The organism is Vibrio proteolyticus NBRC 13287, from assembly GCF_000467125.1.
Lineage (GTDB): Bacteria > Pseudomonadota > Gammaproteobacteria > Enterobacterales > Vibrionaceae > Vibrio > Vibrio proteolyticus.
The window spans coordinates 25,282-38,951 of record NZ_BATJ01000025.1; the positions used below are offsets into that span (position 1 = coordinate 25,282).

Annotated in this window: 15 protein-coding genes; 11 read left to right on the plus strand and 4 right to left on the minus strand. The window is 52.3% G+C overall.

Translation table 11 applies throughout. The annotated features are described in order from the left end of the window. Window positions 1-553: 553 nt before the first annotated feature. Together VPR01S_RS19780 and VPR01S_RS19785 are read left to right on the plus strand one after the other, a co-directional pair. Window positions 554-1,177 carry a lysoplasmalogenase gene (locus VPR01S_RS19780; protein ID WP_021707153.1) on the plus strand — a complete coding sequence of 208 codons (624 nt, stop codon included), beginning with the start codon at window positions 554-556 and terminating at the stop codon, window positions 1,175-1,177. Between the two features lie 162 nt (window positions 1,178-1,339). Beyond that, window positions 1,340-1,924, plus strand: coding sequence for a YhgN family NAAT transporter (locus VPR01S_RS19785; RefSeq protein WP_021707154.1), 585 nt, complete (start codon window positions 1,340-1,342; stop codon window positions 1,922-1,924). Window positions 1,925-1,989: 65 nt separating this feature from the next. Here the strand turns inward: VPR01S_RS19785 and VPR01S_RS19790 are convergent, their stop codons facing one another. Further along, complete coding sequence (locus VPR01S_RS19790) at window positions 1,990-2,256, minus strand: DUF1145 domain-containing protein (RefSeq protein WP_021707155.1); 267 nt, start codon at window positions 2,254-2,256, stop codon at window positions 1,990-1,992. After that, a complete protein-coding gene (gene rsmD / locus VPR01S_RS19795; RefSeq protein WP_021707156.1) occupies window positions 2,253-2,852 on the minus strand; it encodes a 16S rRNA (guanine(966)-N(2))-methyltransferase RsmD in 600 nt (199 codons plus the stop codon). The genes VPR01S_RS19790 and rsmD overlap by 4 nt, the downstream gene beginning before the upstream one ends. 216 nt (window positions 2,853-3,068) lie before the next feature. Here rsmD and ftsY point away from each other — a divergent pair, with 216 nt between their 5' ends. The 6 genes from ftsY (at window position 3,069) to glpG (ending at window position 8,516) form a co-directional block, all read left to right on the plus strand. Beyond that, window positions 3,069-4,229, plus strand: coding sequence for a signal recognition particle-docking protein FtsY (ftsY, locus tag VPR01S_RS19800; protein WP_021707157.1), 1,161 nt, complete (start codon window positions 3,069-3,071; stop codon window positions 4,227-4,229). A 64-nt stretch (window positions 4,230-4,293) separates the two neighbouring features. Then, complete coding sequence (ftsE, locus tag VPR01S_RS19805; protein WP_021707158.1) at window positions 4,294-4,968, plus strand: cell division ATP-binding protein FtsE; 675 nt, start codon at window positions 4,294-4,296, stop codon at window positions 4,966-4,968. After that, complete coding sequence (gene ftsX, locus VPR01S_RS19810) at window positions 4,958-5,923, plus strand: permease-like cell division protein FtsX (RefSeq protein WP_021707159.1); 966 nt, start codon at window positions 4,958-4,960, stop codon at window positions 5,921-5,923. The genes ftsE and ftsX overlap by 11 nt, the downstream gene beginning before the upstream one ends. 169 nt (window positions 5,924-6,092) lie before the next feature. Beyond that, window positions 6,093-6,950: an RNA polymerase sigma factor RpoH gene (gene rpoH / locus VPR01S_RS19815; RefSeq protein ID WP_021707160.1), complete on the plus strand. Its 858-nt coding sequence runs from the start codon at window positions 6,093-6,095 to the stop codon at window positions 6,948-6,950. A gap of 403 nt (window positions 6,951-7,353) precedes the next feature. Next, window positions 7,354-7,674 (plus strand): thiosulfate sulfurtransferase GlpE, encoded by a 321-nt coding sequence (gene glpE / locus VPR01S_RS19820; protein ID WP_021707161.1) that lies wholly within the window; start codon window positions 7,354-7,356, stop codon window positions 7,672-7,674. A gap of 8 nt (window positions 7,675-7,682) precedes the next feature. Further along, the gene (gene glpG / locus VPR01S_RS19825; RefSeq protein ID WP_021707162.1) at window positions 7,683-8,516 is read left to right on the plus strand and encodes a rhomboid family intramembrane serine protease GlpG; all 834 of its coding nucleotides are present in this window, start codon (window positions 7,683-7,685) and stop codon (window positions 8,514-8,516) included. Window positions 8,517-8,552: 36 nt separating this feature from the next. Here glpG and VPR01S_RS19830 read toward each other — a convergent pair whose 3' ends face one another. After that, complete coding sequence (locus tag VPR01S_RS19830; protein ID WP_021707163.1) at window positions 8,553-8,960, minus strand: flagellar basal body-associated protein FliL; 408 nt, start codon at window positions 8,958-8,960, stop codon at window positions 8,553-8,555. A gap of 157 nt (window positions 8,961-9,117) precedes the next feature. On the opposite strand from VPR01S_RS19830, the gene VPR01S_RS19835 reads away from it, so the two are divergent. Both VPR01S_RS19835 and ubiA read left to right on the plus strand, forming a co-directional pair. Further along, on the plus strand, window positions 9,118-9,657 hold the full coding sequence (locus tag VPR01S_RS19835; protein ID WP_021707164.1) for a chorismate lyase: 540 nt from the start codon (window positions 9,118-9,120) through the stop codon (window positions 9,655-9,657). Then, window positions 9,658-10,512, plus strand: a complete 855-nt coding sequence (ubiA, locus tag VPR01S_RS19840; RefSeq protein ID WP_021707165.1) for a 4-hydroxybenzoate octaprenyltransferase — start codon at window positions 9,658-9,660, stop codon at window positions 10,510-10,512. 45 nt (window positions 10,513-10,557) lie between these two features. Here the strand turns inward: ubiA and plsB are convergent, their stop codons facing one another. Continuing rightward, window positions 10,558-12,981 carry a glycerol-3-phosphate 1-O-acyltransferase PlsB gene (plsB, locus tag VPR01S_RS19845; RefSeq protein ID WP_021707166.1) on the minus strand — a complete coding sequence of 808 codons (2,424 nt, stop codon included), beginning with the start codon at window positions 12,979-12,981 and terminating at the stop codon, window positions 10,558-10,560. Between the two features lie 208 nt (window positions 12,982-13,189). On the opposite strand from plsB, the gene VPR01S_RS19850 reads away from it, so the two are divergent. Beyond that, window positions 13,190-13,552, plus strand: coding sequence for a diacylglycerol kinase (locus VPR01S_RS19850; RefSeq protein ID WP_040903192.1), 363 nt, complete (start codon window positions 13,190-13,192; stop codon window positions 13,550-13,552). The last annotated feature ends 118 nt before the right edge of the window (window positions 13,553-13,670 follow it).

A 13,670-nucleotide genomic window follows, 5' to 3' on the forward strand; every position in this document is an offset into this window, starting at 1 on the left:
TTAAGTATTTGTTTTTAATTGGTGGTTTAGCGTCATTTATCACTCTGTGATTATTGTTTTTGTGTTTTTATGGCTTAGCTTGGTTAAGCATCGATTGGCTAACTAAAGTCTGACAATGTCATTGTCTTGTCATGGCTTTTGAGAGTTATTGTCATTTATGGGAGGGGGTTGAAAGTAAAATGATCGTCTAAATCCGGTTTTTATCCAGATTTTAAACTGAGACTGTATTATCGGTTTTTATTGTTGTTTTTTGTTTTATCTATATGAATTTTAATAGTTAAAATGATGTTTCTTCTTTTTTATTCATGGCGTGGCAGGCGGTTTTCTAGTGAGTAAAGTGATCAGGTGTTGGTCTGGGGAGTGTAAAAGTGGTGCTTTTGCACTAAAAGACCGCTTGCTGGATGATTTGGCGTCAGTGCGCAAGAGAGGCTGATTTTAAACGCGGCGATGCGCAGCGTTGGAAGCTCTACTCAGATCCAACTTTTTACCTGCGCTTCTGGACATCTTGCCCAACGTGCCTACACTGGCCGGCGAAACAGAGCGAGGTAGTGACATGTGGAGTTGGCTATCCGTAGCACTGTCTGGTTTTATCAGTGTTTCGGCCAATGAAAGTAATAACAAGGCTCAGGCCGTTGTGTTTAAAACGCTGAGCATGGTGTTCCTGCTGGCGATGATTTGGAACGTCCCCGGGGAAATGAGCGCAGCCATGAGCTGGATTGCCTCCGGGCTGATTGTGTCCGTACTGGCGGATACCTTCTACATACTCAAAAACCATTCTCGGCTGAGTTTTATCGCATTTTTGCTGGCGCAATTGTGTTACAGCAAAGCGTTCTGGCTGCAGATTTCGGGTGACATCGTCTGGTGGTTGCCCGCCTTGCTGGTGGCCAGCGGCATCGTGTTGTTTTTCCTTCTCTTACCTCAGTTGGACCGGCTGATTTTTCCGGTCACCATGATGGGCGTGGTGCTGGTTCAACTGGCGTGGGCGGCGGGCGAAAACTGGTTGATCCAGCAATCGCTTGCCAGCAGCCTGGGCTTTATCGGGGCGATTGTATTGATCGCATCGGCCGGGATGCTTGCGATCCACGACTACCGTAAACCGTTTCGTTATGGCCGTTATCTGATCTCTGGCAGTTACCTGCTGGCGCATTCGCTGATCACCGCATCGGTGGTTCTCTGAGCGCCAACGAGCCTTCGCTTCGATGAGTCTGGTGGTGTGATAATAACGTGCCACAGGATTATGGCGGGCGGGGAAGCGTTCAAGTGTTCAACGAACTGACATCGAAATCAACAAGGAGTGCTGATATACTGCGCAACCTGTTGTTTTGTGAGATTTGTTGATATGGATATTCTTTCCGCCGCGACCATGTTGTTTCTCATTATGGATCCGCTCGGCAATCTGCCCGTTGTGCTGTCGATACTCAAGCACCTGGACCCGAAACGGCGACGTAAGGTCCTGATCCGTGAGTTATGCTTTGCCCTTATCATTCTGCTGTTGTTCCTTTTCGCCGGCAAAAGTATTCTCAGTTTCCTGCACGTGCAACCCGAAACGCTGAGCATCTCCGGCGGGATTATTCTGTTCATTATTGCCATTAAAATGATTTTCCCCAGTGCCGGCAGTATTACCGGCCTCGCGGCGGGAGAAGAACCCTTCATCGTGCCGATGGCCATCCCGATGATTGCCGGGCCGTCAGTGATTGCCGCGCTGTTGCTGCTGTCGACGCAGCATCCGGATAAGCTGTTGCAGTTGTCTGGTGCGGTGCTCCTGGCCTGGGGGGCTACCTTCTTTATTTTGATGTTCTACAGCTTCTTCCACCGGGTGCTCGGTGAACGAGGGCTGAAGGCGGTTGAGCGTTTGATGGGACTGTTGTTGGTCATGATTTCAACCCAGATGTTCCTCGATGGCGTCAAAGGGTATCTTGCGTAGCGCCTATCGTGACAGAGAAAACCAAAACGCCGCTCAGGGAGCGGCGTTTTTTGATTGTTGGCGACTCATGACATGTGCTTGCGGCGAATGTCCAGCAGAGCAAAAATGCCAAACACCAGAATCGACCATTTTTCCCAGCGCGACATGGAGATCTTGTCACCGAAAGCGCCGACAAAGATAAGCATTTGCAGGCCATGCATCAGGAACAGAAAGGCGGTCATGATGTACAAAGCAATCGCCGCTTTGCCCGGAAACGGGGTGACAATGTTCAACAGCAGAACCAGCCACACAAACAGAATCGCCCCTTTGGCGAGATAAATCAGCGCTTTCATTGAGATGTCCTTTCGAATAATCGGTAACTGACCTGACCGGCGGTTTTTTCCCGGTGCAGGTGCCAGTGAGCCGGAATGCCTTCCAACTGCAACTCTTTTTCGGTTTCAATATAAATCACCGCGTCGTCTGCAAGCCAGCCATTTTGTTCCAGCAGCTCAATCGCTTGCGTCAGCAGCCCCTGGCGAAAGGGTGGATCAAGAAACACCACGTGGTATGGGGTGCCCGGCTGGCTCAGGTAGGCCAGTGCATCGCTGTTGATGGCTTCTAGATTGTCGGCCTTGAGCGCGGCGATATTGGTCTGCAACTGACGAAATGCGGTCGGGTTGAGCTCAATCAGCGTAACCTGTTCGGCTTGTCGGGACGCGGCTTCAAAGCCCAGTCCGCCAGAGCCGGCAAACAGATCCAGACAACGCGCTCGCGGCACTTCCTGAGCCAGCCAGTTAAACACTGTTTCCTTGACCCGGTCTGTGGTCGGGCGCAGCCCTTCGGCATCGTGCACCGGTAATTTACGTCCGCGCCATACGCCGCTGATGATGCGCACAACGCCCGCAGAAGGCTGTTTTTGTGATGGGTTTTGCTGGCGACGTCTTACCATAGATTTTTTGACCGCTAATTAAGTGATACTATATCCAGTCGCCCAAGTAAAAACTGGCTTGGATACAGTTTTGAATGTTGAAGATGACAAAGTTTACCAATCAAATCGAATGAATTGGATCGTTTTCATGACTTTGTCGGTTTTCTTTTTTCTGTCGCGGAGATCCTCGGCAGAAAAAGAGTCACAGTGAATTAGAAGAATCTAGGATAGCCCCTGATGACGGAAAAAAAGAAGCGCGGATTACTCTCCTGGCTGGGTTTTGGTGATGAGGACCAGGCCAAGCCCAACGACGAAGCTGCAAAAGAAACTCAACCTGCGGCTGAGGAGTCGGACGCGGAGCAGGAGTCGTCAACGCTTGCAGACGCGCCAGCGTCACAAGAGCATGCTGCAGAACCAGAACCAGAACCAGAACCAGAACCAGAACCGGCCCGGGTTGCGGAGCAGGAAAAGCCGACCGAAAGCTTTTTTGCCCGCCTGAAACGCAGTCTGGCTCGCACCAAAGCCAATATCGGTGCCGGTTTCTTTGGCCTGTTTAAAGGCAAACAAATCGATGACGATCTGTTCGAAGAGCTGGAAGAACAACTGCTGATGGCGGATGTTGGCATGGATACCACGCTGAAAATTATCGAGAATCTGACTGAGAAAGCGTCGCGTCAGGAACTCAAAAGTGGCGAAGCCTTGTATGGCCTGCTGAAAGAAGAGATGGCCGCCATCCTCAGCCAGGTTGAGCAGCCACTAGAGGTAGACAGCAGTAAGACGCCGTACGTGATTTTGATGGTTGGTGTTAACGGGGTGGGGAAAACCACCACCATAGGTAAGCTGGCGAAGCAATTTCAGGCGCAGGGCAAAAAAGTCATGCTGGCAGCTGGTGATACCTTCCGTGCGGCGGCGGTGGAGCAGTTGGAGGTCTGGGGTGAGCGCAACAATGTGCCTGTGATAGCCCAGCACACCGGAGCCGACAGTGCGTCGGTGATCTATGACGCGATCGAAGCGGCCAAAGCACGCGGCGTCGATGTGGTGATCGCGGATACGGCCGGTCGCCTGCAGAACAAAGCCAACTTGATGGAAGAGCTGCGTAAAATCGTGCGGGTGATGAAGAAGATTGATGACTCGGCGCCGCATGAAATTATGCTGACGCTGGATGCGGGAACCGGCCAGAACGCGATCAGTCAGGCGAAATTGTTCAGTGACGTGGCTCCGCTGACCGGGATCACGTTAACCAAGCTGGACGGTACGGCCAAAGGCGGGGTGATCTTTGCGATTGCCGACCAGTTCAGCATACCAATTCGTTACATTGGTGTCGGTGAAGGCATCGATGATTTGCGTCCGTTTGAGACACAAGAGTTTATTGACGCCCTGTTCAGCCGGGAAGAATAACGAAACCCTTTGCAGGCGCTCATTTCGATGGGCGCCTGACGTTTGTAAGTATGAGGATTGACGGGTGATTAAATTTCAACAAGTCAGTAAGGCTTATCGCGGTGGACGCCAGGCGCTTCAGAAAGTCGACTTTCATCTGCGCCGCGGCGAAATGGCGTTTCTAGGTGGTCATTCTGGCGCGGGGAAAAGTACGCTGCTGAAACTGATCTGCGCCATTGAGCGTCCTACCGATGGCAAAATCAGTTTTAACGACCATGACATTACACGGATTCCAAGCAAAGACATTCCGTTTCTACGGCGGAATATCGGCATCGTGTTTCAGGATCACCGTCTGTTGATGGACCGCTCGGTCTTTGACAATGTCGCGTTGCCAATGCGGATTGAGTCGATTTCAGAAAATGAGATCAAACGCCGCGTCTCCGCTGCGCTGGACAAAACCGGTCTGCTCGATAAAGCCCGCTGTCTGCCAAGCCAGTTGTCGGGCGGGGAACAGCAGCGGGTCGGGATCGCCCGGGCGGTGGTCAACCGACCGACCTTACTGCTGGCGGATGAGCCGACCGGCAACCTGGATCCGGAACTGTCGACCCGGGTATTGCACCTGTTTGAAGAATTTAACCGCGCGGGAGTGAGCATTTTGTTGGCCACCCACGATGTCGGGTTGGTCAATCAGCGTCCTCAGTACCGTCATTTTGAGTTAAATCAGGGTTTCTTAAGTGAGGTAGAAGGCTATGGCCAGTAAAGCGCGGCAACAGACCAAGTCGACCCGGGTACAGGTCAAGCCAAAAACGGATGGCTTTTTTGCGATTCACGTCAAACAGGCGCGCGCAGCGTTTAGCGCTTTGTGGCAGCGGCCGCTGGGGAACATTCTGACTCTGGCTGTGATCTCGATGGCATTGGCACTGCCCGCTTGTCTGTATCTGCTGGGGAAAAACGTCGCTGAGGTGGCCAGTACCGTCGCGAGTCCGGCGCAGGTGAGTGCCTACTTACAGGAAGGCACGCCGGAAGCACGTATCATGGTGCTCAAAGACGAGCTGGAAAGCGACGCGGATATCGATCATGTCGAATACATCTCCTCTCAGCAAGGTTTGGCGGATCTCAGTCAGTACTCCGGGTTTGAGAAAGCCATCAGCCTACTGGATGACTACGCCTTACCGGGGGTATTGATTGTCACGCCGAGCGTGGAAGACAAGGCTGCGATTCAAGCCATTGCGCGTAATTTGAGTGCAGAGCAGGATATCTCCGACGTGCGACTGGACGAAGACTGGCTGACTCGCCTGGACGCCATGCGCAATCTGGTGGGTGTGATAGTGATCGTGCTTTCTACACTGATGCTGATATCGGTGTTTCTGATCGTTGGAAATACACTACGCTTTAACGTGCTGGCGAATAAAGATGAGATCCAGACCATGAAACTCATCGGCGCCACCGATCGCTACATCTTGCGTCCATACCTTTACTCCGGCATGTGGTTTGGTCTGCTTGGGGCGCTCTCAGCGTGGATTCTGACGGCGTTGCTGACCATTATCCTCAACAGTCATGTCGAAGCGCTGGCCAAGTTGTATGACAGCCAGTTTCGTCTGATCGGACTGAGTTGGGACGAATCGCTGCTGCTATTGATGTTAGGCACCTTCCTTGGCTGTCTGGCGGCGCGTGTGTCGGCGAAACGTCATTTGAAAGAAATTGAACCTGTGTAAATTGCGCTGGTCATAATATTGAAAAAAGTATACGGTGGCGTATACTTTTGGTCTTGTATCCATGAGAGCTTTGTGCATAATTACTGTGCCCTGCTTGAATCCTGTTCACTTTTGGTTCAGGATTGATGGGTTATAACTTACTCCAGATCAGAGATTGATGAGGAATTGAATGGCAGAACAAGCGTATCCAATGGCTTTAGTGACACAAGACAGCCTCGACAGCTATATTCGCTCGGTGAACAGTTACCCGATGCTGACAGCCGACGAGGAGCGTGAACTGGCTGAGAGATTGCATTACAAAGGTGAGATTGAGGCGGCAAAAAGCCTGATCTTGTCACACCTGAGATTTGTTGTTCATGTTGCTCGTGGCTATTCTGGCTACGGTCTGCCAATGGCGGATCTGGTGCAGGAAGGCAATATCGGCCTGATGAAAGCCGTCAAACGCTTTAACCCGGAAGTCGGGGTGCGTCTGGTGTCCTTTGCCGTACACTGGATTAAAGCGGAGATCCACGAATATGTACTGCGCAACTGGCGTATTGTGAAAATCGCCACAACCAAGGCGCAGCGCAAACTGTTTTTCAACCTGCGTAAATCCAAGAAACGTCTCGGTTGGTTCAACAACGGTGAAATCGAAACGGTCGCTCGCGAACTGGGTGTCGAGCCGTCCGAAGTGCGTGAGATGGAATCACGACTTGCGGCACAGGATGCGACCTTCGAAATGTCGAACGATGATGACGACGGTCATTCCTCTTACACGGCGCCAATGTTGTATCTGGAAGACAAGTCGTCCGACGTGGCGGAAAATCTGGAAGCGGCGAACTGGGAAGCACACACCAATAATCGTCTTAGCCTGGCGCTGGCCAGCCTGGACGACCGCAGTCAGCACATTGTGCGCTCTCGCTGGCTGGATGATCAGAAATCCACTTTGCAGGAACTGGCCGAAGAGTACGGCGTATCGGCGGAGCGCATCCGCCAGTTGGAAAAGAACGCAATGAAAAAGCTCAAACTGGCGGTGGGTGAGTTTTAACCCCGCACGATGTGAGCACTACCAGTTAGCAAAAACCGGGATCGAAAGATCCCGGTTTTTTTGTATCTGAATACATAACAGGATCCAAAAGTGACATCGATGCCTGTGTATAACTCTGTGAGGAATTTATTTGCCAGTTGTCAGCAAGCAGGGTGAATAAAGGCCTGATAGGGTAAATTATGATGGGGATAGTTTCTGTTTTACCCACATCTAAATCAGGATCATCACTATATGTTGTGGATCAATTTCTTTCCAGATACTTTATCAACGTAATTCACAGTGTTATCCACATCTGGTGGTAAAGTGCTCAGAGGTGGATAACCTTATTCCGACTCGGTACTTGTGCTCCACTGAATAGGTTACAATGGCGCCAGTTCAATCTACGAGAAGAAAAGAGAAAGTCATGGACCAGTTTCAACACATTGATGTCACCGCCGCCCAGGCTCTGCTCGAGCAAGGCGAAGCGCATATGGTCGATATCCGCGATCCGCAATCTTTTGCGCTGGCGCACGCCACATCCGCCTTTCACCTGACCAACGATACCATTGTTGACTTCATGAACTCGGTGGAGTTTGATCAGCCGGTGATGGTGATGTGCTATCACGGCATCAGCAGTCAGGGAGCGGCGCAATATTTAGTGAATCAGGGCTTTGAACAGGTATATAGTGTAGACGGTGGCTTTGAAGCCTGGCAGCGCGCTAACCTTCCCATAGACAGTAAGTAGGACACCTCATGATTAAACTGATCACCTTGAATAATCCCCGAATGGCACAAGCTTTTATCGATTACATGGCCTCGCGTCAGATCGATATTCGGATGATGCCGGAAGGGCGTGATCAGTTTGCGTTGTGGCTGAGTGATGTCAGCCATCAGATTGAGGCGGAAGCGGAGCTAAAACAGTTTCTGACCAATCCGGCCGCTCGCAAATACCAGGAAGCGTCTTGGACCATGGCTGAAAGCCGCCAGTCTCAGTTTCATTATCAGTCGCCTGGGATGATGGCGATGCTTAAAGCCAAAGCGGGGCCGCTGACGCTGAGCGTGATGGCCTTGTGTGGGGTTATCTTTGTACTCAGTGTACTCGGAATGGGCAACGCGGTGTTTGCGGCACTGCACTTTCCGGCAACGGCGGATCAGCAGTGGCAGTTATGGCGCTGGATCACGCACGCGGTGTTGCACTTTTCTGCGCTGCACATCATTTTCAACTTATTGTGGTGGTGGCAGTTCGGTGGCGATATTGAGCAGCGCCTCGGCTCGGCTCGGTTGTTGAAAGTGTTCCTGGTGTCGGCAGCGCTGTCGGGGGCCGGACAGTTCTGGGTCGAAGGCGCCAACTTCGGCGGTCTGTCTGGGGTGGTGTATGCGCTGGCTGGCTATATCTGGGTGCTGAGTGAGCGAGCGCCAGCCGCCGGATTACAGATGCCTCGTCCTCTGATCGGTTTCTTGCTGGTGTGGCTGGTGCTGGGGTTTGTTCAGCCGTTTATGGCGATCGCCAACACCGCGCATCTGGTCGGCTTACTGTCAGGAATCTGTCTGGGCCTGATGGATGCGGGACGCTACCGACAGCAATAAAATAGCGGCGTAGAGCCGCTTTTTATGTGTGGAGGCTTACTGGTAAAGGTATTTGGTGAACAGCAAATCGGCAATGATGGTCCGGCCGGTTTCCGGCAGCAGAATGCTATTGAGTTCTTGAACCAGCGTTTTACGCAAGTCTTCTCGCCCGGCCAGTGACTTGATGGTGTCTTCGCTCTGCTTGCCGAGCAGCTCAATCACCGCGTCGCGGATCAGCGGTTGATGCAGTTCGACGATCGGCAGATCCTTCGCACTGGCGACCATGATGTCGATACGCACCTGAATGTAACCAAGCTGTTTACCCTGCGTATAAAAATTGGTGGTCAGATCCGGCTCCAGAGTAAAGTAGGCCAGCTTGGGTTCGGCCTCTTCCTGCGCCACGACCGGTGCGGTCAGCAGGATGCTTAGTGCGATGATAATTTGGCCCAGATAACGTTTGAACATATTTCTCACTTGTGTTTCTTCTAATCACGATACTCGAATCGTCTGAGTCTTGTTACAATAGAGCATCTTTTTGTAATGAAAAATCGAACCTGGTGGGAATATGACCAGGCATCGGAGCTTTATTGTACGACGATAAAGCGACTTATTGAATAGCGGTATGAATCAATTAATTTCGTCCTATCTGACGGCCTTACGTCAGGTACAGTGGCAATCACCTGATGAATTTGTTTTCCCCTCTGAGCTGGCCCGGCGCTGGTTGTCGGAGCAGGGCTCGCTGTCTCGCCTGTTGGAAACATACTGTCAGCAGCTCAGCGTTGAGCTGCTGCACAACCGGGTGGTGAAAGCACAGCGCCTCGATTCGCAGGAGATCGATCTGCTCGCGGATGAAGATTGTCTGCTGCGCAAAGTGATCTTAAACGGCGATCAGACGCCTTGGGTGTTGGGGCGAACCTTGATCCCACAATCTTCGCTCCTCGACCAGCAACATGATCTGAGTCGTCAGGGGGAGATCCCACTTGGTCTGACGGTGTTCAGTACCGGGAGCGCGCAACGCGATGCGCTGCAAATGGGCTGGGCCCGTACCGCGCACGGCGAGTTTCTGGCTCGTCGTTCACGACTGTGGATGAACCACAAACCAATGTTGGTGGCAGAGCTGTTTCTGCCCACTTGCCCGATTTACTCTAAGGAGAGCGTCTGAATGACCTTAGCGAAAGCCCACGCGTACTGGCGACTGATGCGTATGGACCGGCCAATAGGTTCGCTGCTGTTGATGTGGCCAACCATGTGGGCGCTGATCCTGGCGGCGCAGGGGATGCCCGATGCGCGCATCTTAGTGGTGTTTGTACTGGGGGTTTTTTTGATGCGTTCGGCCGGTTGTGTGATCAATGATTTTGCTGACCGGAAGGTTGATGGTCATGTGAAGCGTACTCGTCAACGGCCGTTGCCGGCTGGCCTGGTCAGCTCGAAAGAAGCGATTGGTCTATTTGTGTTGCTGGCCGTGGCGTCGTTTGCGCTGGTACTGAGCATGAATACGCTGACCATTCAGCTGTCGTTTGTCGGTCTTTTTCTGGCGTTCATTTACCCGTTCATGAAACGCTACACCCACCTGCCGCAGCTGTTTCTTGGTCTGGCGTTCAGTTGGTCGATTCCGATGGCCTGGGCGGCGCAGGCTAATGACCTGCCGTGGATGGTGTGGTTTGTTTTTGCGATCAACGCATTATGGACAGTCGCGTACGACACCCAGTACGCCATGGTGGATCGTGATGATGACCTGAAAATTGGCATTAAATCGACCGCGATTCTGTTTGGCCGTCTGGACAAAATGATCATTGGTCTGTTGCAACTGGCCACACTGGCGATGTTGATCGTACTGGGGGGCTGGTATCAGCTGGGCGCCAGCTATTACTGGAGCCTATTGGTGGCCGGTGCTCTGTTTGTATTTCAGCAACACTTGATTCGCCGCCGCGAGCGTGACCCGTGTTTTCAGGCGTTTCTCAACAACAACTACGTCGGCATGGCGGTGACGGTGGGCCTGTTGGTGGCCTTCTGGTAAATCTCTAGCAAGAATAAAAAAGGCACCTGACGGTGCCTTTTCTGTTTATCCGAGCTGATAAATGCTCTCTTTGATGGTCAGCTTCACTTCCGGATAGAGCATTGAGTAAAGCAGTTGCGACAGGGCTTTGGTTTTCTGGGTGTCGCATTCACAGTCATTGTTCAGGTAAGCCTGCTGTTTGAGGGTACTGAACAGAGTCGAGAAGACCCCTTTATCGAAAAACTCCGGCGCATTGATGCCATGCAGACGACCCAGCCGCTGGGCGATGTCCTGACTTTTCTGCTCCAGATCGGCTTTGCCCAGTTCTGGATTGGCAACCAGCAGATTGAGGGTGATCGCATAACGTTGCAGCGTTTCCAGGATCGTACGTCCCAGCATCATCAGGATCTGAATGTTGGCCTGATCTATCGACACCAGATCTTCTTCGACACTCAGCAGGTTCTGGCGGGACAGTTCGTTGATGTAGGCATCCACCATGTCGGCCAGTCGGTCTTGTCCAATGCTCAGGAACAGCTCCTGTTTCAGGAAGGGGTACAGCGCGGCCACGTTAGCGTGGATCTGGCGACGGCTCAGTTTCTGGTGGCGGATCATCATCTGAGCGATCAACGACGGCAGCGCCAGCAGATGGATAATGTTGTTGCGGTAGTAAGTCATCAGAATTGACTGACTGCGGTCGAGTGAGATGATGTCACCCATCGCATCGGACTCGGTCACAAATTTATCCAGTGATTCGGCGTGTGCAACCAGGGCCTTGGCATCCTGTTCTGGCACGGTGTACGTCTCGGAGTAAGGCACGTTGCGCAGCAGCGCCAGATAACTTTCGATCTGGGTTTCCAGGCTGTCGCGCGACAGCGCCCGCTGACGTGAAGCGAGCAGCGCGGTGGCACACAGAGTCAGCGCATTGGTGGCCGCTGCATCGTTAATGTGCGTCATCATCTTACTGGCCAACTGATTCACCACCGGGGTCAACCATTGTGGCTTGCTGCCTCCCATCGGATCGATGTCCTGTGTCCATTCCGGCGCGTGCTCATTCAGGTACTGATTGAGCGGGATCGGTTCACCGAAGTTGACATATCCCTGGCCGAAATTGCGCAGTTTACGCAAGGTTTTCAGCACCAGGCCGGCGTTCTCTTTCTCTTTGCGTTTCCCGCGCAGCTCTTTGGCGTAGGTGCTGACTTCCATTACGTGCTCGTAACCAATGTACACCGGGACCAGAGTCACCGGACGGTTGAGCCCACGCAGCATGGCCTGAATGGTCATCGCCAGCATACCGGTTTTGGCCGGCAGCAGACGACCTGTCCGCGAGCGGCCACCTTCACTGAAGTACTCAACCGAATACCCTTTGGCAAACAGTTCGGCCAGGTATTCACGGAAAATGGTGGAGTAAAGCTTGTTGCCTTTGAAGCTACGGCGGATAAAAAACGCCCCGCCACGGCGGAAAATCGGTCCGGCCGGGAAGAAATTAAGGTTAATGCCTGCGGCGATATGGGGAGGAACCATGCCTTCGTGATACAACACGTACGACAGCAACAGATAGTCCATATGACTGCGGTGGCAAGGCACATAAACGATCTCATGTCCGTCCTGAGCCAGACGGCGCACCGTCGACGCGTTGTTGATGTTCAGCCCTTGATAGATGCGATTCCACAACCAGCTCAGGATGCGATCGCCATTTTTGATCAGCGAATAGGAGAAATCGGCGGCGATCTCGTCCATGATGTCCTGCGCTTCTTTACGGGCTTTGTCTATCGAGATGTTTTTCGCTTTGGCTTCGTCTGCGATGGCTTTTTCTATCGCCGCGGATTTCATCAGGCGGCGGAACAGCGCCTGACGGTTGGGCAGATCCGGTCCGGATGCCGCCAGCTTTTGACGCGAGAAATGGATGCGTGCCACGCGAGCCAGTTTGTGGGCGATGGAAGCATCGGTGCCGTGTGCGTCGGCCATGTAGCGAATCGACACCACCGGGCTGAAACGCACCATACAGTCGCGGCCAGAGAGCAACACCGCTTTGGCTTTCTGTGGGCCGTTCAGGGCCTGCAGATAAGGGCGACTGCTCTCTTCTTTACCCGGTTTGCGTCCCCACAACACGGTAGCGGGAATGATTTGCACATCCAGTTCAGAGTCCAGCTGATGCTGTTCAAGCAGATCGGAAAATAGCGCGATCGACTCACTGGGGGCATCGTAGTCGTTTTTCATCAGCGTCGGACGGGATGAGGTGAATACGTAGCGGGTGAAGCTCTTACCGTTGATGGTCAGCGGTTGCAGTGGATCCGGCAGGCCGAGATCAATCGCGTGTTTTTGCAGTGTCAGCAGGTCAACCGCCGAGCGAAAAGGTAGTGCATAAACAATAGGCTTGGTAATATCAATGCCGTGATCTTCGATAGGATTCGAAGGGATCGCCGTTCCCTTGACTAAAACTGACATCGGCAGTTTCAGCAGAGAACGAGAAATAGCGTGTCCGGAAGACATAAAGGTCCTTAGCCTCAATAGATCAACTGTGCATAAGCGCATATCCAGTACATCATGAGTATGAATCACGATTGGAAAGACGCCCAAGCATTCATTTTTTGAGCCGCAAGGATACCAGAACTGGTCGAACCTTTTAATGGATATTGACTACGAAAACGTCAAAATTGCGCCAAATCATTCAGCCGAATTATTTTTGAGAGAACAAACAGTGACCCAGAAAGCCCCGCAAGGTTTCAAACGTCTGGTTAATGCAACCAAGTATTCCTATCAAGGTATTAAAGCCGCGTTTAAAAATGAAGCGGCATTTCGTGAAGAAGTGCTGCTCAGTGTGATCATGATACCTACGGCGCTGCTGCTGGATGTGACCGGAGTGGAACGCGTTCTGCTGATCGGAACCGTGTTGCTGGTGATGGTAGTGGAACTGTTGAACAGCGCGGTGGAGGCGGTGGTGGATCGCATTGGGCCGGAGCACCATGAACTGGCCGGTCGCGCCAAAGACATGGGTTCCGCAGCCGTGCTGATAACGATGTTGATCACCGGTTACACCTGGTTGCAGATAATCTTCTTTTAAGCCTTGATGCAGCGAGAATTACAGGTAGGATCATTCGACGGCAGCATAATACGCTGCCGTTATTGAAAAGAGCGAAAAAACAACCAATTGGCTTTTCATTTCACCAATTACTGGATAT

Coding starts and splice junctions, on each gene's coding strand:
- VPR01S_RS19780 (WP_021707153.1), top strand. CDS start 554: ATGTGGAGTTGGCTATCCGTAGCACTGTCTGGTTTTATCAGTGTTTCG.
- VPR01S_RS19785 (WP_021707154.1), top strand. CDS start 1,340: ATGGATATTCTTTCCGCCGCGACCATGTTGTTTCTCATTATGGATCCG.
- VPR01S_RS19790 (WP_021707155.1), bottom strand. CDS start 2,256: ATGAAAGCGCTGATTTATCTCGCCAAAGGGGCGATTCTGTTTGTGTGG.
- rsmD (WP_021707156.1), bottom strand. CDS start 2,852: ATGGTAAGACGTCGCCAGCAAAACCCATCACAAAAACAGCCTTCTGCG.
- ftsY (WP_021707157.1), top strand. CDS start 3,069: ATGACGGAAAAAAAGAAGCGCGGATTACTCTCCTGGCTGGGTTTTGGT.
- ftsX (WP_021707159.1), top strand. CDS start 4,958: ATGGCCAGTAAAGCGCGGCAACAGACCAAGTCGACCCGGGTACAGGTC.
- rpoH (WP_021707160.1), top strand. CDS start 6,093: ATGGCAGAACAAGCGTATCCAATGGCTTTAGTGACACAAGACAGCCTC.
- glpE (WP_021707161.1), top strand. CDS start 7,354: ATGGACCAGTTTCAACACATTGATGTCACCGCCGCCCAGGCTCTGCTC.
- glpG (WP_021707162.1), top strand. CDS start 7,683: ATGATTAAACTGATCACCTTGAATAATCCCCGAATGGCACAAGCTTTT.
- VPR01S_RS19830 (WP_021707163.1), bottom strand. CDS start 8,960: ATGTTCAAACGTTATCTGGGCCAAATTATCATCGCACTAAGCATCCTG.
- VPR01S_RS19835 (WP_021707164.1), top strand. CDS start 9,118: ATGAATCAATTAATTTCGTCCTATCTGACGGCCTTACGTCAGGTACAG.
- ubiA (WP_021707165.1), top strand. CDS start 9,658: ATGACCTTAGCGAAAGCCCACGCGTACTGGCGACTGATGCGTATGGAC.
- plsB (WP_021707166.1), bottom strand. CDS start 12,981: ATGTCTTCCGGACACGCTATTTCTCGTTCTCTGCTGAAACTGCCGATG.